The 17,754-nt window shown below is 28.5% G+C and carries 15 protein-coding genes and 1 pseudogene; 1 reads left to right on the forward strand and 15 read right to left on the reverse strand.

The window, feature by feature from the left end; all coding sequences use genetic code 11:
• Positions 1-95: 95 nt before the first annotated feature.
• From BUA70_RS03795 to hrcA, 10 genes and pseudogenes are all read right to left on the reverse strand, one after another.
• Positions 96-419: pseudogene (locus BUA70_RS03795) on the reverse strand (LacI family DNA-binding transcriptional regulator); the annotation flags it as partial.
• Between the two features lie 278 nt (positions 420-697).
• Positions 698-1,612 (reverse strand): ribose ABC transporter substrate-binding protein RbsB, encoded by a 915-nt coding sequence (rbsB, locus tag BUA70_RS03800; protein WP_072893423.1) that lies wholly within the window; start codon positions 1,610-1,612, stop codon positions 698-700.
• A gap of 15 nt (positions 1,613-1,627) precedes the next feature.
• Positions 1,628-2,563, reverse strand: coding sequence for an ABC transporter permease subunit (locus BUA70_RS03805; RefSeq protein ID WP_072893426.1), 936 nt, complete (start codon positions 2,561-2,563; stop codon positions 1,628-1,630).
• An 18-nt stretch (positions 2,564-2,581) separates the two neighbouring features.
• Positions 2,582-4,084: a sugar ABC transporter ATP-binding protein gene (locus tag BUA70_RS03810; RefSeq protein ID WP_072893429.1), complete on the reverse strand. Its 1,503-nt coding sequence runs from the start codon at positions 4,082-4,084 to the stop codon at positions 2,582-2,584.
• Positions 4,085-4,101: 17 nt separating this feature from the next.
• The gene (gene rbsD / locus BUA70_RS03815) at positions 4,102-4,500 is read right to left on the reverse strand and encodes a D-ribose pyranase (protein WP_072893431.1); all 399 of its coding nucleotides are present in this window, start codon (positions 4,498-4,500) and stop codon (positions 4,102-4,104) included.
• Positions 4,500-5,429, reverse strand: a complete 930-nt coding sequence (gene rbsK, locus BUA70_RS03820; protein ID WP_072893434.1) for a ribokinase — start codon at positions 5,427-5,429, stop codon at positions 4,500-4,502. Before rbsK ends, rbsD begins: the two co-directional genes overlap by 1 nt.
• Positions 5,430-5,621: 192 nt before the next feature.
• Entirely contained in the window at positions 5,622-6,773 is a 1,152-nt protein-coding gene (gene dnaJ, locus BUA70_RS03825; RefSeq protein ID WP_072893436.1) for a molecular chaperone DnaJ, read from the reverse strand.
• A gap of 93 nt (positions 6,774-6,866) precedes the next feature.
• A complete protein-coding gene (dnaK, locus tag BUA70_RS03830) occupies positions 6,867-8,726 on the reverse strand; it encodes a molecular chaperone DnaK (protein WP_072893438.1) in 1,860 nt (619 codons plus the stop codon).
• A gap of 49 nt (positions 8,727-8,775) precedes the next feature.
• On the reverse strand, positions 8,776-9,408 hold the full coding sequence (gene grpE, locus BUA70_RS03835; protein WP_072893440.1) for a nucleotide exchange factor GrpE: 633 nt from the start codon (positions 9,406-9,408) through the stop codon (positions 8,776-8,778).
• Positions 9,409-9,440: 32 nt separating this feature from the next.
• Entirely contained in the window at positions 9,441-10,469 is a 1,029-nt protein-coding gene (gene hrcA, locus BUA70_RS03840; RefSeq protein ID WP_072893442.1) for a heat-inducible transcriptional repressor HrcA, read from the reverse strand.
• A gap of 412 nt (positions 10,470-10,881) precedes the next feature.
• Here hrcA and BUA70_RS03845 point away from each other — a divergent pair, with 412 nt between their 5' ends.
• Positions 10,882-11,916, forward strand: a complete 1,035-nt coding sequence (locus BUA70_RS03845; RefSeq protein WP_072893444.1) for a M42 family metallopeptidase — start codon at positions 10,882-10,884, stop codon at positions 11,914-11,916.
• A gap of 259 nt (positions 11,917-12,175) precedes the next feature.
• Here the strand turns inward: BUA70_RS03845 and BUA70_RS03850 are convergent, their stop codons facing one another.
• The 5 genes from BUA70_RS03850 to BUA70_RS03870 all read right to left on the reverse strand — a co-directional run bounded on the left by BUA70_RS03850 (position 12,176) and on the right by BUA70_RS03870 (position 17,715).
• Positions 12,176-12,799 (reverse strand): NUDIX hydrolase N-terminal domain-containing protein, encoded by a 624-nt coding sequence (locus tag BUA70_RS03850; RefSeq protein ID WP_072893446.1) that lies wholly within the window; start codon positions 12,797-12,799, stop codon positions 12,176-12,178.
• 259 nt (positions 12,800-13,058) lie between these two features.
• Positions 13,059-14,186, reverse strand: a complete 1,128-nt coding sequence (hemW, locus tag BUA70_RS03855; protein WP_072893449.1) for a radical SAM family heme chaperone HemW — start codon at positions 14,184-14,186, stop codon at positions 13,059-13,061.
• A gap of 112 nt (positions 14,187-14,298) precedes the next feature.
• The gene (gene lepA / locus BUA70_RS03860) at positions 14,299-16,104 is read right to left on the reverse strand and encodes a translation elongation factor 4 (protein ID WP_072893453.1); all 1,806 of its coding nucleotides are present in this window, start codon (positions 16,102-16,104) and stop codon (positions 14,299-14,301) included.
• A gap of 127 nt (positions 16,105-16,231) precedes the next feature.
• Positions 16,232-16,585: a hypothetical protein gene (locus BUA70_RS03865; protein WP_072893456.1), complete on the reverse strand. Its 354-nt coding sequence runs from the start codon at positions 16,583-16,585 to the stop codon at positions 16,232-16,234.
• A 62-nt stretch (positions 16,586-16,647) separates the two neighbouring features.
• Positions 16,648-17,715: a stage II sporulation protein P gene (locus tag BUA70_RS03870; protein ID WP_159429636.1), complete on the reverse strand. Its 1,068-nt coding sequence runs from the start codon at positions 17,713-17,715 to the stop codon at positions 16,648-16,650.
• Positions 17,716-17,754: the final 39 nt, after the last annotated feature.

Consider the following 17,754-nt stretch of genomic DNA (forward strand, 5'->3'; position numbering starts at 1 on the left):
TTCTGCCCTTACTCATAATGGACACATCCTTTCTTAACTAAATATTATTTTACTTAGTTCGACTTAATGTGTCCACTACTTTATACTAACACCATTTCTTCCCTTTCCTCTTTATCGTAAGAATTACACAAAATAACATTATACCCAAGCTCCTCTGCTGTACATTCTATAGCCTTACCCATTTCTGCAAAAAATGGATTTTCTATATCTGGAAGTATAACTCCTAAAGTATTGGTCTTTTTAGTGCTTAAACTTCTTGCGATAGTATTAGGAATATAACTTAGTTCCTTTGCTGCATCTAATATATTCTTTCTTGTTTCATCACTAACATTTATTGGTTTATTATTTAAAACCATAGAAACTGTTGTTTTAGAAACATTTGCCTTTTCAGCCACATCATTTAAAGTTATTTTTCTCATAATCTTCTCCTAATATAAATAAAATTAATAATTCACTATAAAATCTCTTATAGACACTAATTTATCATATTATATTTTACTATCATTGTAATTTTAAAACCATATATTTTTATACAAAAGAATATATGGCTTTCCTTTAACTCCTTATCTATAAAAAAACAAAAAGCTATGAAATTAGATTTAAAATCTTTATTTCATAGCTCTTCTACTTTTAAAACAATTTTTAAATAAAATATATTATGTTAATCTAACTTTATTAAAATGAATTTATGTACTTATTAATTGTCTTTAGTATATATTTTTAAATCTGCTGCTACTTGCTTTTGAACATTTTTACCACTTCTTATATTATGGGAAACTTCAACCCCTAAACTGCCTATTAAATCTGGTTGTTGTGCTACAGTTGCTGTCATATCACCCTTATCTACAGCTTCCTTTGCATCATCATTTCCATCAAAACCAATTATTATTACATCTTTATTTACTGTTTTTAAAGCCTTAGCTGCACCTAAAGCCATCTCATCATTATGAGCAAAGACTATATCAAATTCTGGGGTTGCTTGTATAATATTTTCCATTACTTGAAGTCCTTTTTGTCTATCAAAGTCTGCTGCTTGACTTGAAACAAATTTTATATTACTTTTTTCATCTAAAATATCATGAAATCCCTTTCCCCTATCTCTTGTTGCAGATGCACCTGGAATGCCCTGAATTTCTGCCACTAATATATTATCTTTATTTTTTAATTTATCTAATGCAAACTCTGCTGCCATTTGCCCTCCCTTTATATTATCTGAAGCTATATGGCAAGCTACTTCTCCTCCATTAGATTGTCTATCTAATGTGATTACAGGAACATTTTTATTATTAGCAACCTTTACTGCTGTTTCTACAGCATCACTATCTGTTGGATTTATAAGAACTGCTGTAACTCCTAGTTGAACTAAATCCTCAACATTTGATCTTTCCTTTGCAGGATCATTTTGAGAATCAAGTACTACTAAATCATATCCTAATTCTTTAGCTTTTTGTTCTGCCCCTTCTTTCATTGATACAAAGAATGGATTATTTAATGTTGAAACAACCATACCTATTTTTTTGTCATCATTTTTTTTATAACATCCAGTAAATACTCCTATACTTACTGATGCTATTAATCCTAGGGCAAGAACCTTTAAAGTTCTTCTTTTCATATCACTCAACCCCTTTTAGTTCTTTCTGCTCTTTTTATCAAGTAAAACAGCTATTAATATTACTAAACCTTTTACTATTGATTGATAAAATGGTGATACATTCATTAGATTTAATCCATTGTTTAATACTCCTATTATTAAAGCACCTATAACTGTACCTATTATTGTTCCTTCTCCACCAGCAAGGCTTGTTCCACCTATTACTACTGCTGCTATGGCATCTAGTTCAAAACCTGTACCTGCATTTGGTGATGCTGAACCTATTCTACTTGTTATTATAACTCCTCCTACAGCAGCTGCTACACCTGAAATTACATAAACTAAAGTTTTAATTTTATCTGTATTTATCCCTGAAAGTCTTGCTGAATCTTCATTTCCACCTAAGGCATATAAATATCTTCCAAATCTAGTTTGAGATAATACATAAAAAGCTATTAATACTATTATAATTGTTATTAAAACTGGTATTGGCACTGGACCTATTTTCCCATTTCCTATTTTCATAAAACTTTCTGATAATTTTGATATTGGAGTACCATTTGTAAACACTAAAGTAGCTCCTCTAAATATTGTCATTGTTGCTAATGTAACTATAAAAGCTTGAAGTTTTCCCTTTGAAACTAATAAACCGTTAACTCCACCAATTACAATTCCTAAAACTATAGCAACTAAAAAAGCCAAGAATACGTTTCCAGTAGATTTAATAATTGATGCTGCAAAAGCTCCGCTTAAAGCTAAAATTGAACCTACAGATAAGTCTATTCCTCCCGTTAATATTACAAAGGTCATACCTACTGCAATTATTGCATTAACTGATACTTGGGTAAATACATTAGTTATATTAGAAATTGTTAGAAATCTTGGTGTAACTAATGTTATAACAAAACATAATATAAATAATCCTATTAGTGATTTAAATTTTGATAAATTAGCCTTTGTACTACTTTTCATTTAAATTACCTCTCTTTCCTACTTTACACTTACAGCAAGCTTCATTATATTTTCTTGACTTGCCTCTTCTCTTGAAAGTTCTCCTGCTATTTTTCCTTCACTCATAACCATAATTCTATCGCTTATACCAAGAACCTCTGGTAAATCTGATGAAATCATTATGATAGCTTTTCCCATAGACTTTAATTCATTTAATAATTCATAAATTTCTTTTTTAGCCCCAACGTCAATTCCTCTTGTAGGTTCATCTACAATTAAAACTTTAGGAGATAATAAAAGCCACTTAGCTAAAATAACCTTTTGTTGATTACCTCCACTTAGATTCTTTATAAGTTGATTTCCATTTGGAGTCTTTATTTTTATTTTTTCTATGTATTCTCTAACATCTTTTCTTTCTAAATTTTTATTTATCATCTTTAAACTATTTTCATACTTTTCTAAATTAGATAGTGTCATGTTTCTAGCAACTGACATAGAAAGTACACAACCTTCTTTTTTTCTATCTTCTGAAAGATAACATATACCGTTATTTATTGCATCTTTTGGACACTTTATGTTTACTTCTTTACCTTCTACTTTTATAGATCCAGAACTCTTTTTAAATTCTCCAAATATAGTTTTAGCAAGTTCAGTTCTCCCAGATCCCATAAGCCCTGCAATTCCTAAAATTTCTCCTGCTTTTACTTTAAAAGAAGCATCTTTAACAATATCCTTTAAACTTAATTTTGAAACTTCCATCATAATTTCCTTTGGTTTACAATCTTTATAAGGGAATTGATCTTCTATCTTTCTTCCAACCATCATAGCTATTAATTTATCTTCATCTAAGTTTTTAATTAATTCATTTCCTGCATATTTTCCATCTCTTAAAACTTCTACCCTATCACATATTTTAAAAATTTCTTCCATTCTATGTGATATATAAATAATAGCTATACCTTTTTGTTTTAAACTCTCTATTACTTCAAATAACTTTTTAGTTTCTACATCTGTAAGAGCAGTTGTCGGCTCATCCATTATTATTATTCTTGAATTTTTAGTTAAGGCTTTTGCAATTTCTATCATTTGCATCTCACCAACATTTATATCTCTTACCAATTTATTAGGATTTATATCACAGCCTATTTGTTTTAAGAACATTTTACTTCTATCTTGTAAAAGCTTTTTATTTATTCTTCCTGTGAATTTATTATATTTTTCATTTCCTAAAAAAATATTTTCTGCCACTGTAAGGTTAGGAATTACGCTAAGCTCTTGGTGAATAATTGTAACTCCATATTTCTCTGCTTCTTTTATATTTCTAATGTTAGCTTTTTCACCTTCTATAAATATATCGCCTTCATCTTTATGATAAACTCCGCTTAATATTTTCATAAGGGTGGATTTACCTGCTCCATTCTCACCCATAAGGGCAGTAACCTCTCCACCATAAGCACATAAACTAACCTTATCTAAAGCCTTCACTCCTGGAAATGATTTAGATACATCTACCATTTTTAGCATTGGTGTTCTCTCACCCATTTAAAGCCCTCCTTTTTTTAAAAAACCACTCCTGATTTTAAAATTATATTTGCATAAGGTGTTTGTTCACCTGTTCTTACCACTGCCTTACAATCCTTTAAAAATCCTTTTAATTCTTCATGAGTTATAAATGTTATCTTAACCTTTTCCCCTAATGAATCCTTTATATTTTCAAAAGTTTTAGGAGATACTTCCCTTGTTTCTACAGCAATCATAGCCTCTTCAACTTGCAGTTCTAAAAGCACTGCTTTTAGTGTATCTAAAAATGTAGGCAAATTTTTTATAAGAGCTAAATCTATCCTTTTTGTTTCCTTAGGAATTGGTAGTCCACAATCTCCTATACCTAACATATCTGTATGCCCCATTGTAGATATTACTGATGATATTTCTGAATTTAATAATGCTGTCTTTCTCATTAGTTTTCACCTCTTAATTTTATTACTTCTTCTAAATATGGTATTGAACATTGAGCTCCTTCTCTACAAACTGCAATTGATGATACTTTATTTCCAAACTTTATAGCCTCTGATAAGGTTTCTTCATTTAAGTTATTTATATCAAGAACCGAACTTAATCCTCCTATAAAACTATCTCCTGCTGCTGTAGTATCAACAGCATTAACCTTATATGCTGGAATTATTTTTAAATTATTCTTTGAAATTAACGCTGCACCTTTTTCTCCTAAAGTAATAATCACCCACTTTATTCCCTTTTCCATAAATTTTTCTGCTGCTTTCTTTGCAGATTCTAAATCACAAACTTTTATTCCAGTTAAAGTTTCAGCTTCAGTTTCATTTGGAATTATTATGTCTGTATATTTAAGTAATTCATCATTAACCTTTTTTGCTGGTGCTGGATTTAAAATTGTAACTTTTCTAAGTTCTTTGGCTATTTTAAAAGATTCTATAGCAATTTCTTCTGGTGTTTCAAATTGAGTTATTACTATATCACTATTTTGTATAGCTTCGTTTGCTTTTTTTATTTCTTCCTTTTTAATTTGAAAATTTGCACCTGGTACTATAACAATTGAGTTATCTCCTGAATTTTCAACCATTATAATAGCTGTTCCTGTTGGTGCTTTTTCATCTCTATACATAAACTTTGTATTAATTTTATCTTTTTCTAAACCTTTAACTAATAAATCTCCATCTCCATCTTGTCCAACTTTACCAATCATATAAACTTCAGCACCAGATCTTTTTGCTGCCACTGCTTGATTAGCTCCCTTTCCACCTGGAAACTTTTCCATAGAATTAGATGTTATAGTTTCTCCTACCTTTACTATTTCATTTACTTTTAAAACTGTATCCATATTTAAACTTCCAATTACGGATATTTTATTCATAAAAAATCACATCCTTAAATAAATTAATCGTTTTACTAAACCGTTTTACTAAATTCTATAAATTTATATTACACTGTTTGTAAACGTTTTGCAATACTTTTTTAATTTTATATAAAAAAACCTATCTTTAATAATTAATTAAATTATTAAAGATAGGTTTTAAATTTCTTATTATGTTATTTTTAACACCTTTTATTTTTTCTTATGTTTAAATTTTGAAAAGAAACCTTCATCTTGTTCTCCTACAGCTTCTCCTGAAGCTTTTAAGAACATTTTTAAAGCTTCTTCTTGTTCTTTATTTAAACTCTTAGGAATATCAACTATTACATTAACATATTGATCTCCTCTGCTACTTGAGTTTACTCTAGGAACTCCTTTTCCTTTTAATCTTAATAATGTACCTGATTGAGTTCCCTTAGGTACAGTAATTTTTACATCACCATCTACGGAAGGAACTTTTATCTCTGTTCCTAAAGCTGCTTTAGCCATATTTATATGGGTATCTATATAGATATCATTACCTTTTCTTTTAAATACCCTTGATGGTGCTACATTAATTCTTATATATAAATCTCCTGGAGAGCCTCCATTAACACCATGTTCTCCTTGTCCTCTTAAAGGCATAACATTACCGGTATCAACACCTGCTGGAATTTTAATAGATATTTTTCTATTCTTTCTTACATATCCCTTACCCTTACAAGTTGTACATGGTTCTTCTATAATAGTTCCTTTTCCACCACATTTATCACAGGTTGTTGTTGATATAAATGCTCCAAATGGAGTTTGTTTTTGAGTTCTTATTTGACCAGTTCCATGACATTTAGAACATGTTACAGGAGAAGTTCCTTGTTTTGCACCAGTTCCATGACAAGTCTCACAAGTTTCATTTCTAGTTATAGATATTTCCTTATCTACACCAAAAACTGCTTCTTCAAAGGTTAAGTTTATAGTATATTCTATATCAGCTCCACGTTGTGGACCATTTTTTCTAGAACTACTACTACTTCCACCAAAGCCAAAGCCTCCTCCAAATATATCTCCAAATATGTCTCCAAATCCACCCATATCTGAGAAGTCAAATCCACCAAATCCAGCTCCTGCACCAGCTCCACCAGCACCAAAATCTGTACTACCAAATCTATCATACTGCTCTCTCTTTTGAGGATCACTTAGTACTTGATATGCTTCATTGATTTCTTTAAATCTTTCTTCAGCTTCTTTGTCTCCCTTATTTTTGTCTGGATGGTACTTTATAGCTAATTTCCTAAAGGCTTTTTTTATTTCTTCATCGCTAGCACCTTTTTCTACACCTAATACTTCATAAAAATCTTTGTTAGCCACAATTTCACCACCTATTTAATTACTTTAGAAAAGGGAAGACGAGTTTGCCTTCCCCTGTTATATTATATAAGAAATTTAGTCTTTGTTACAAGATTATTTGTTATCATCAACCTTAAAATCTGCATCAACTACGTTATCATCCTTAGGTGCATCTTGAGCTCCTGCATTTGCTCCCATATTATTTGGGTCAAATCCTTGTGCTCCTGCTTCTCCACCTTGAGCTTGATATATCTTTGAAGAAACTGCATAGAATTCTTGATTTAATTCTTCAGTTGCTTTCTTTATAGCTTCAAGGTCCTCTCCATCTTTAACTTTCTTTAATTCTTCTAATTTAGCTTCTATCTTAGATTTATCTTCAGCAGAAACCTTATCTCCAAGATCCTTTAAAGTTTTTTCTGTTTGATAGCATATTTGATCTGCATTATTTTTAACTTCTATACTTTCTTTTCTCTTTTTATCTTCTTCTGCAAATCTTTCAGCTTCCTTAACAGCCTTATCTATTTCATCATCTGAAAGGTTAGTTGAAGCTGTTATTGTAATGTTAGCTTCCTTACCAGTTCCCTTATCTGTTGCTGAAACTTTAACTATACCATTAGCATCTATATCAAATGTAACTTCTATTTGAGGAATTCCTCTTGGAGCTGGAGCTATACCTGATAAAGTAAATCTTCCTAATGTCTTATCATCTGCAGCCATTTGTCTTTCACCTTGAACTACGTGAATTTCAACTGATGTTTGACCATCTGCTGCTGTTGAGAAGATTTGGCTCTTTCTTGTTGGTATTGTTGTATTTCTTTCTATTAATGGAGTTGCAATTCCTCCTAAAGTCTCTATACCTAATGTTAATGGAGTAACATCTAATAATAATACATCCTTAACATCTCCAGTTAAAACTCCTGCTTGTATAGCAGCACCTATTGCAACACATTCATCTGGGTTAACTCCCTTTGAAGGTTCTTTTCCAGTGAAGTTTTTAACTGCTTCTTGAACTGCTGGTATTCTTGTTGAACCACCAACTAATAATATCTTATCTATATCATTTATTGATAATCCAGAATCACTTAATGCTTTTTTGATAGGTTCTATTGTTCTTTGAACTAAATCATGAGTAATTTCATTAAATTTAGCTCTTGTTAATGTCATTTCTATATGTTTTGGACCTGTTGCATCTGCTGTGATAAATGGTAAGTTGATTATTGTTTGAGTTGATGATGATAATTCTATTTTAGCTTTTTCAGCTGCTTCTTTTAATCTTTGAAGAGCCATTTTATCTTTTCTTAAATCTAGTCCACCATTATTTTTTGCAAAATCTTCTGCAATATAGTCTATAATCTTATTATCAAAGTCATCTCCACCAAGTTTTGTATCTCCGTTAGTTGCCTTAACTTCGAATACTCCATCACCTAACTCTAGTATTGATACATCGAAAGTACCACCACCTAGGTCATATACTAAAATCTTTTGGTTTGTATCCATTTTATCTAATCCATAAGCAAGAGCTGCTGCTGTTGGTTCGTTTATAATTCTTAAAACTTCAAGTCCAGCTATTCTACCAGCATCTTTAGTTGCTTGTCTTTGGCTATCATTAAAGTAAGCTGGTACAGTTATAACAGCTTGAGTTACTGTTTCTCCTAAATAGCCTTCAGCATCTGCTTTTAATTTTTGAAGTATCATTGCTGATATTTCTTGTGGTGTATAATTCTTTCCATCTATATCAACTTTATAATCAGTTCCCATATGTCTTTTTATTGAAATTATTGTTTTGTCTGGATTAGTTATCGCTTGTCTTTTAGCTACTTGACCTACTAATCTCTCTCCATTTGCTTGAAATGAAACAACTGATGGAGTTGTTCTTGAACCTTCAGCATTAGGTATTACTACCGGTTCTCCACCTTCCATAACTGCTACACATGAATTTGTTGTACCTAAATCAATTCCTATTACTTTTCCCATAATATTTTCCTCCTTATATATCTATAATATATATAAATAAATATTCTAATTAGTTAGCTACCTTAACCATTGTATATCTTAAGACTTTATCACCTTTTTTATAGCCTTTTTGAAAAACTTCTGCTACAGAATTTTTATCTAAATTTTCATCTTGGATATGCATTACTGCCTGATGAAAGTTTGGATCAAATTCTCCATTTGCATCTATTTCCTCTACACCTAATTTTTTAAAGGCTGATTGGAATTGTCTTATTGTCATTTCAATTCCCTTTTTAAGATCTTCTACTGATCCATCTACAGATACAGCTCTTTCTAAATTATCTAATACTGGAAACATCTCTTTTAAAATGTCTTCACATGCATCTATATATATACATTCTTTTTCTTTTTTAGTTCTTTTTCTAAAATTTTCATATTCAGCAGCTAAACTTACTGCTCTTTCTTTCATAGTATCTAATTCATTTGAAAGTTTATTATTTTCATCTTTTAATTTAAAGATTTGCTCTTCTAATTTATGTAGCTTAGAATCACAATCTTCTGTTTCTTCTACTTTAGACTCTTTATTATCTTCAGTTACTTTATCTTTTACTTCTTCTTTTACTTCTTCTTTTACTTCTTCTTCATTTTCTGCTTGAAGATCTTCTTTTTTCAGTTCGTCAAACTCTTTATTTTTTTTAGTCATGGTATAAAATACACCTCATCTCTCTTATATTACTATCTTAAACTTTGATTAGACAAAGATTCATTCAGCTCTTTTATAACTTCTGACATTATAGATATAACTTTTGAATAATTAATTCTCCTAGGACCTATTAAACCAATTGTTCCTAATGGCCTATCACCTAATGAATATATTGCAGAGATTACGCTACAGTCTCTTGCCTCTGGCAAAAAATTTTCATCTCCAATTCTTATAGTTATATTATTATCGCTTTTTATAAGCTTTGAAACATACTCTTTATTGTTTAATAGAGATAATATTTCCTTTGCCTTCTCAATGTCATTATACTCAGGATAATTAAATATATTAGTTGTTCCTTCCATAAATATATCAGAGGCATCACTGTCATTAAGTGTTTCATAAAGTGCTGGTATAATTGAATTAAATATATCCTCATGTCCAGCTAAATCCATTTTTATTTTATTTATAATTTCTAAATTAATTTGCTCTATAGTTAAATCTTTTAGTCTATAATTTAGAATTGAATTAATCTTTTCAATAACATCTACACTAGGACTTCCCTTTAATCTTAATAAAGAATTTTTTATTATTCCTGTATCTGTTATTATTACACATAATAAATTAACCTCATCAACTTTAATAAGTTGTATAGATTTTATAGAGCTTTTTCTAACTGAAGGTACTTTAACAACACAAGTTAACTTAGTTAATTCTGAAAGAAGAGAAGTTGCTTGCCTAACTATTTTATCTACTTCATATAAAGCTGCATCTATTATAGAGCTTTTTATAAAAAGTTCTTCATCTAAGCTAAGCTCTTTTTTTTCCATCAGTTTATCAACATATAGTCTGTAGCCTCTACTTGAAGGAATTCTTCCTGCTGATGTATGAGGTTGTTCTAAGTATCCCATTTCCTCTAAATCAGCCATCTCATTCCTAATAGTAGCTGAACTAATTCCTAAGTCATATTTTTTAGCGATAGTTCTTGAACCGATTGGCTCTCCAGTTATTATATAGTCATTAATTATGGACTGAAGAATTTTTATTTTTCTATCATCTATCACTAATATCACCTCTTTTGTTAGCACTCATTAATATCGAGTGCTAATGACTACGCTTTTAATATATTATTTCTATATTTTTTTGTCAATTATATTTAGATGAATTTATCATTAAAATAGGGTAATTTATGAAATACTTTTCTAATTATCTTATATTTTCTTTGTTTTTCTTTAGATATCTATATAGTTTGGTTTATTCCCTTTAAACATAACACTTTTAAAGATAATATTTTATATAAAATATTATCTTTAAATAATTTTTACTTTTATATAAATCATAGTTATCTATTTGCTTTAATATATTTATAAAAATTTCTTTTATATATTACCCAAAAATTCTTTAATTATTACAACAATATATTTTTGGTATTTATGGTATAATTTTTATATAGTTTTTCATTGGGGGGAAGTATACATGTATATAAATATTGAAAATACTTTAAAAAACTTAAAAAAATATTTAGATATTCCAAGTCCAGGAGGATATACTAAAAATGCCTCTATTGAACTTGAAAAAGATTTTAAAAAATTAGGATTAAAAACATATTTTACAAAAAAAGGGGCTCTAATAGGAACAATTGAAGGGAATTTTTCTAATAAGGAAATAAGCATATCTGCACATATTGACACCCTAGGTGGCATAATAAAAGAAATAAATAAAGATGGAACTATTAGATTTCATAAAATAGGTGGAGGGGCTTATAACTCTTTAGAAGGGGAAAACTGTACTATAATTACAAGAAAAAATAAAACTTATAGAGGTTCAATAGTTCCAAAACACAGAGCAACTCATATTTATGGTGTTGATGTTGTATCTCAAAAAAAAGATGAATTCAATATGATTCTTAGATTAGATGAGATAGTCTGTTCTAAAGAAGATGTTTTAAAGTTAGGCATAAATGTAGGTGATTTCATTTCTATGGACCCAAGATTTGAAGTTACAGAAAGTGGATTTATAAAATCAAGATATTTAGATAATAAGTCTGCTATTGCTATGATTTTAGAAGTTTTAAATATAATGAATGAAAATAACTTAAAACCTAAATATACCACAAACTTTATAATAAGCAATTTTGAAGAGCAAGGCCATGGAGTATCTTATGTTCCACCAAAAACCGAAGAACTTCTTGCTATAGATATAGGCCCAGTTGGCGAAGGACAAACTTCCACTGAATTCGGAGTTACAATTGCCGCTAAAGATAAAAGAACTGTTTATGATTATGATTTTAGAAATAAACTAATAGATATTTGTGAAAATAACAACATAGATTTTAATGTTGATGTATTTAATTTTTATAGTTCAGATTCTTCTCAAGCTATTGCAAGAGGATTAGATGTAAACTTCGCCTGTATTGGACCTGGAGTTGATGGTACTCATCATTATGAAAGAACTCATATTAAAGCTTTAGAGAACACTATTAATTTATTATTACATTATATAACAGAATAACAAGATACAATTAACTTTATTAAAATAAATTAATTATAAGGGTTTTACTTTAACTAAGGTTATATTAATATCATAAAGTAATCTAATATAATTCTTAAAACCTTAAATTATTTTACAAAATAAAAAAACTATGAAATTAAAATCTTAATTTCATAGTTTTTAAATTTATACAAAAATATATTAGGTTAAATTTAAAACTCTTTTTACAATTTATTTATTAATTTTAGTAATTAATTTATTTAAATTTTTATTAGTGTTTTTAGTCAAAAATAGGAATATAATTTTTGTTGTTTTTTGCATTAAAACACATTTCTATTTGTTCTTTTGTATTTCTTCCAAGAGATAATGGAGGTAATTCATTTAATGGGTAAAATCTACTTTCTGAGGTTTCTATATTGTTATTAAAATCACCATCTATATATTTACACTGTATAAAAATCTTATATATTCCATAAGGACACTCTCCTGGATTTCTTTTATTTCTATCTAATACAGCAATTAAATTTTCTGCTCTAGCCTTTACTCCAGCTTCTTCAAAGGCTTCTTTTATGGCATTTTCACTAGGAGATAAATAAACTTCTGCCCATCCACCAGGTAAGGACCATTTGCCATCTATTTTTTCTTTAACTAAAAGTATTTTATCATCCTTAATTATAGATGCTCTTACATCTACCTTAGGCGTTTGATATCCTTTTTCATTTCCGAATAAATCTTTTATCTTCTCCTTACTTATATCTGTATAAAAACTCATTATATCTAAAGATATATCCCTTATTTCCTCAAATCTTTCTAAATCATATTTATCTTTTGAATACTCTAGGCCTGCTTGAGCTATAGATTGAAGTTTTTTAGCCCAAAATATCCACTTAGGTTCTTTTTCCATAATTCTCTCTCCTTTATAAAGTTTCTAAAATAAAATTATTATACATAATTAATCTTTTATATAAATTTAATTTATTTTTATATTATATTTACTATATGTAATAATTAAATTTTAGAAAAGTTAAAAATACCAAAAGTATCTTGTATCTATTATACTCTATAAAATAAATTTTTTTATCCAATCATTAAATAATTATAAAAATATTATTTTTTCTAAAAATGATTATTGTATTTATTATTTTAATTAAAAAAACATACCTTTAAATCAAGATAAAGTCACTCATAACATAGTTTGAAAGTTCTATACCCTTTGAAGTTAATGAAATATAATCCTGATCTTCTACTAACAATCCATTTTTTATGTGCTTTAATATAATTTTTTCATAAACAGTATGAATATCTTTATTAAATCTTTTATAAAAATCTTCTTTTTTTATTCCCTTTATTTTTCTTAATCCCATAAAAACAAACTCTTCCATATCATCTTCTATAGAGTTTTCTTTGATATTTTCTAATATACTTTCCTCTAAATTTATTTTTTTAATATATTCATCTATACTATCTATATTTTTATATCTTTTATTGTTTATATAAGATGAAGCTGAAACTCCACAACCTAAATATTCATCTAAATTCCAATAAACTAAATTATGTTTACACTCTTTATTTTCTTTAGAGAAATTAGATATTTCATATTGATTGTATCCTGCATCTTTTAAAACTTTTAATCCCTCTTCATACATCATTCTTTCTTCTTCTTCAGAAGGAAGATTTAATTTACCATCCTCATATAATTTATAAAATTGTGTCCCTTCTTCTATAATTAAACTATATGCAGATATATGATCTAAATTTAAACTTATTATTTCCTTTAAAGTTTCTATCCATATTTCTAATGTTTGATTAGGAAGTCCAAACATCAAATCTACATTTATATTGTTAAATCCAACTTTTCTTGCCACCTCTAAATTTTCCTTAAACTCTTCAAAGGTATGAATTCTTCCTAATGATTTTAAAAATGAATCTTTAGAACTTTGTAGACCTATGCTTAATCTATTTACTCCATTATCTTTCATAATTTTTAGCTTTTTATAGTTTAAGGTTCCTGGATTGCATTCCACTGTAAATTCATAATCATTGTCTACATTTAATTTCTTTATATTTGATAACAAGTATTCTAGTTCTTCATCATTTAAATAACTTGGAGTACCTCCACCAATAAAAATAGTAGTTATTAAATAATCTTTAGCTTTTTTTAATATTTCCTTAACTAAAGCATCTATATAATCCCTTCTAAAATTTTCCTTACCTGCAAAGGATGGAAAATCACAATATCTGCATTTTTGCTTACAAAAAGGAATATGTATATAAAGAGCTATATTTTTCATAAAAAAATCTCCTTCTATAATTAATTCTACCTATACAAAAAGGTATAAAACGGTGAAAACACTATTTTATACCTTTAATTTTCTTTTTTAGATTTTAAACTTTTATATTAAATTACTCAACCTTTAGTACTGACATAAATGCTTCTTGCGGAACTTCAACAGAACCTACCTGTCTCATTCTCTTCTTTCCTTCTTTTTGCTTTTCAAGAAGTTTCTTCTTTCTTGATATATCTCCACCATAACATTTTGCAAGTACGTCTTTTCTCATAGCTTTTACTGTTTCTCTAGCTATAATTTTTGAACCTACTGCTGCTTGAATTGGAATTTCAAATAATTGTCTTGGAATTATTTCTTTTAATTTTTCTGCAATTCCTCTTCCTTTAGTATAAGCTCTTTCATTTGGTACTATCATTGAAAGTGCATCTACAACATCTCCATTTAAAAGAATATCAAGCTTAACAAGTTCAGATCTTTCATATCCCTTCATTTCATAATCAAGAGATGCATATCCTTTAGTTCTTGACTTTAAAGCATCAAAGAAATCATAAACTATTTCATTTAAAGGAATTTCATAGTTTATAACAACTCTTGTCTGCTCTATATATTGCATATCAAGGAACTTTCCTCTTCTCTCTTGGCAAAGCTCCATAATAGGGCCTACATAGTCTGTTGGTGATATTATTGCAGCTTTAACTATTGGCTCCTCCATATAATTAATTTCTGTCATTGGAGGTAGGTTTGTAGGATTTGTAAGTTCTATAAGCTCTCCATCAGTTTTTATTACTTTATAAATAACTGATGGGGCTGTTGTTATAATATCTAAGTTAAATTCTCTCTCTATTCTTTCTTGAATTATTTCCATATGAAGTAATCCTAAAAATCCACATCTAAATCCAAAACCTAAGGCTACTGATGTTTCTGGTTCAAAATTTAAAGCTGCATCATTTATTTGTAATTTTTCTAATGCTTCCTTTAATTCTTGATATTTAGCTCCATCTACTGGATAAATTCCTGAATAAACCATAGGAACTGCTGGCTTATATCCTGGAAGAGCTTCTTTTGTAGGTCTACTTGCTTCTGTAATAGTATCTCCTACTCTGGCATCTCTTACATTTTTAATAGATGCAGTTATATATCCAACATCTCCAGCTATTAATTCAGAAACTGGCATCATAGCTGGAGTAAATACTCCTACCTCTATTACTTCATAAACTTTATTAGTAGCCATTAACTTAATTTTTGTTCCTGGCTTAACTTTACCATCTCTAATTCTTACATAAGAAACAACACCCTTATAGCTATCATAATAAGAATCAAATATTAAAGCCTTAAGAGGTGCTTCTTCATCTCCATTTGGTGCTGGAATCTTCTCTACTACCGCCTCTAAAACATCTTTTATATTTAGTCCAGACTTTGCAGATATTAAAGGTGCATCTTCCGCTTCTATTCCTATAACATCTTCTATTTCTTCTTTAACTTCATCCGGTCTTGCACTTGCTAAATCTATTTTATTTATAACAGGTACAACCTCTAAGTCATTATCTATTGCAAGATAACAGTTAGCTAAAGTTTGAGCTTGAATTCCTTGAGTTGCATCTACTACTAAAACAGCTCCATCACAGGCTGCAAGACTTCTTGAAACCTCATAAGTAAAATCTACGTGTCCTGGAGTATCTATTAAATTTAGTATATATTCCTCACCATTGTCTCTTCTATAAATCAATCTTGCAGCTTGAGATTTTATTGTGATTCCTCTTTCCTTTTCAAGCTCCATATTATCAAGAACCTGCTCTTCCATTTCCCTTTTAGTTAAGGTTCCTGTAGCTTCTAGCAATCTGTCTGCAAGAGTTGATTTACCATGGTCTATATGTGCTACTATTGAAAAATTTCTTATATGTTTTTGTCTATTACTTTCCATATATCTATCTATTCTTAGTAATAATTATCTAAGAACAGTCTTCACCCCCATGTTAATCAATCTTGATAAATTATATCATAAACTACCGGCTATATGTCAATAAAAAGCTTATTTAATTAAACTAAGATTAATTTTCTACATTTTTTGTTATTTTACTTAGTAATTCATTAAAAAACATCTTACTTTTCTTTAAAAATTTATCTAACCAATTTTCTTTATTTAAAATTATCATTTCATATTTACCTAAATCTGCAATCAAATTTTCTTCTTCATTATAATAAATTTTAATTATAGAATTATCTGAAAACTGCTCTTCTAATGCCCCGTCAAATTCTTTAATAAGTTCTTTAAATTCCTCACTATTTATCTTATCTTTATTATAATTATAAAAAGTTGTATTTGACATATTTACTTTTATAAATCCCACTGAAACAATTATAAAAAAAATTATCATAATCATAACAATTTTTATTTTTTTCACAAAAAAACACCCCCTAGATTTTATATCTATAAGGATGTTCATTTATTTATATTTTTATTCATTTATTTTTGTCCATTAATAATTTCTGCAATAATTCTAGCTATATATTTAGCTGAATTTTGAGCTTCCTTAGCCTTACTAGTATTTGCACCTACTTCTATTAAAGTGGCATTTGGATTTAACCCTTGATTATATGCTTTTATTCCTCTATTTACTGTTCTAATTCCTTTAAATAATCCTGGGAAAAGTTCTGTAGCTAATTTGTTCATTTTATCTGCTAATGCAGCATTTTGACTATAATACTTACTATTTCTAGAATTTACAAGCATTATTTTAGCTAAATTTTCTCCATTTATATTTGTAGTTATATTTTCCTTAGATGGTCCTGCATCTCTATGAAGATCTATTATCATTTTAAAATTACCATACTCATTCAAATATTTTTGAACAGTTTTTCCTGACTCATTATAACATAAATCATAATTCAATGAATGTAACGTTTTATCATGGATAACTGATATTCCATACTTTTCAAGTTCTTTAACAAGTTCATTTCCAACTCCTACTACATTATAAGCTTCATCATTATTATCATTTTTAGGAGATGGCGCATAAGCTTCTGTAGTATGAGTATGATATAAAAGAACTTCCGGTCTACTATTATTTAATGGTTTTTTTAAATTTGGATTAAAAACAGAAGAAGTTTCTTGATTTTTCTTTTCCTCTAATTCTTCTGGATTTAATTTAACAACACTCCCCTCATTTAAAGAAAAAGAATCTAATATAGAAAAATTCTCCTTACTATCTACCCTAACCTTATCCATATTAAAATAAGGTACTTCAAAACCTACTATAGAAAACGGATTAAATAACTTTATATTAATCTTATCTAAAACAACATCTAAAATGTCTCCAGAATGATCTAATTCCATCTTATTATTAGCTATATATGTTATAGGAAAAGCATTATTTATTAATTTTTGATATATACCTGTAGCGCTTGTCCCTAAACTCTCTAGAAACTTTAAACTATTTAAAAATATAATTATTACTGCCAAAATGGATAATATGAGTAAAATGATTATTCTAGAGTTAAAGTTTTTCTTACCTTTTGTGTGATTATACATCATTTTCATCCCTCCCCATACATCTATTTATATGAGGACCTT

Origin of the sequence: Clostridium fallax (assembly GCF_900129365.1) — a bacterium.
Classification (GTDB): domain Bacteria; phylum Bacillota; class Clostridia; order Clostridiales; family Clostridiaceae; genus Clostridium_AH; species Clostridium_AH fallax.

What these genes read in the sequence shown, in the direction of transcription:
- rbsB (WP_072893423.1), bottom strand. Translation starts at nt 1,612, where the DNA reads ATGAAAAGAAGAACTTTAAAGGTTCTTGCCCTAGGATTAATAGCATCA.
- BUA70_RS03805 (WP_072893426.1), bottom strand. Translation starts at nt 2,563, where the DNA reads ATGAAAAGTAGTACAAAGGCTAATTTATCAAAATTTAAATCACTAATA.
- BUA70_RS03810 (WP_072893429.1), bottom strand. Translation starts at nt 4,084, where the DNA reads ATGGGTGAGAGAACACCAATGCTAAAAATGGTAGATGTATCTAAATCA.
- rbsD (WP_072893431.1), bottom strand. Translation starts at nt 4,500, where the DNA reads ATGAGAAAGACAGCATTATTAAATTCAGAAATATCATCAGTAATATCT.
- rbsK (WP_072893434.1), bottom strand. Translation starts at nt 5,429, where the DNA reads ATGAATAAAATATCCGTAATTGGAAGTTTAAATATGGATACAGTTTTA.
- dnaK (WP_072893438.1), bottom strand. Translation starts at nt 8,726, where the DNA reads ATGGGAAAAGTAATAGGAATTGATTTAGGTACAACAAATTCATGTGTA.
- grpE (WP_072893440.1), bottom strand. Translation starts at nt 9,408, where the DNA reads ATGACTAAAAAAAATAAAGAGTTTGACGAACTGAAAAAAGAAGATCTT.
- BUA70_RS03845 (WP_072893444.1), top strand. Translation starts at nt 10,882, where the DNA reads ATGTATATAAATATTGAAAATACTTTAAAAAACTTAAAAAAATATTTA.
- BUA70_RS03850 (WP_072893446.1), bottom strand. Translation starts at nt 12,799, where the DNA reads ATGGAAAAAGAACCTAAGTGGATATTTTGGGCTAAAAAACTTCAATCT.
- hemW (WP_072893449.1), bottom strand. Translation starts at nt 14,186, where the DNA reads ATGAAAAATATAGCTCTTTATATACATATTCCTTTTTGTAAGCAAAAA.
- lepA (WP_072893453.1), bottom strand. Translation starts at nt 16,104, where the DNA reads ATGGAAAGTAATAGACAAAAACATATAAGAAATTTTTCAATAGTAGCA.
- BUA70_RS03870 (WP_159429636.1), bottom strand. Translation starts at nt 17,715, where the DNA reads ATGATGTATAATCACACAAAAGGTAAGAAAAACTTTAACTCTAGAATA.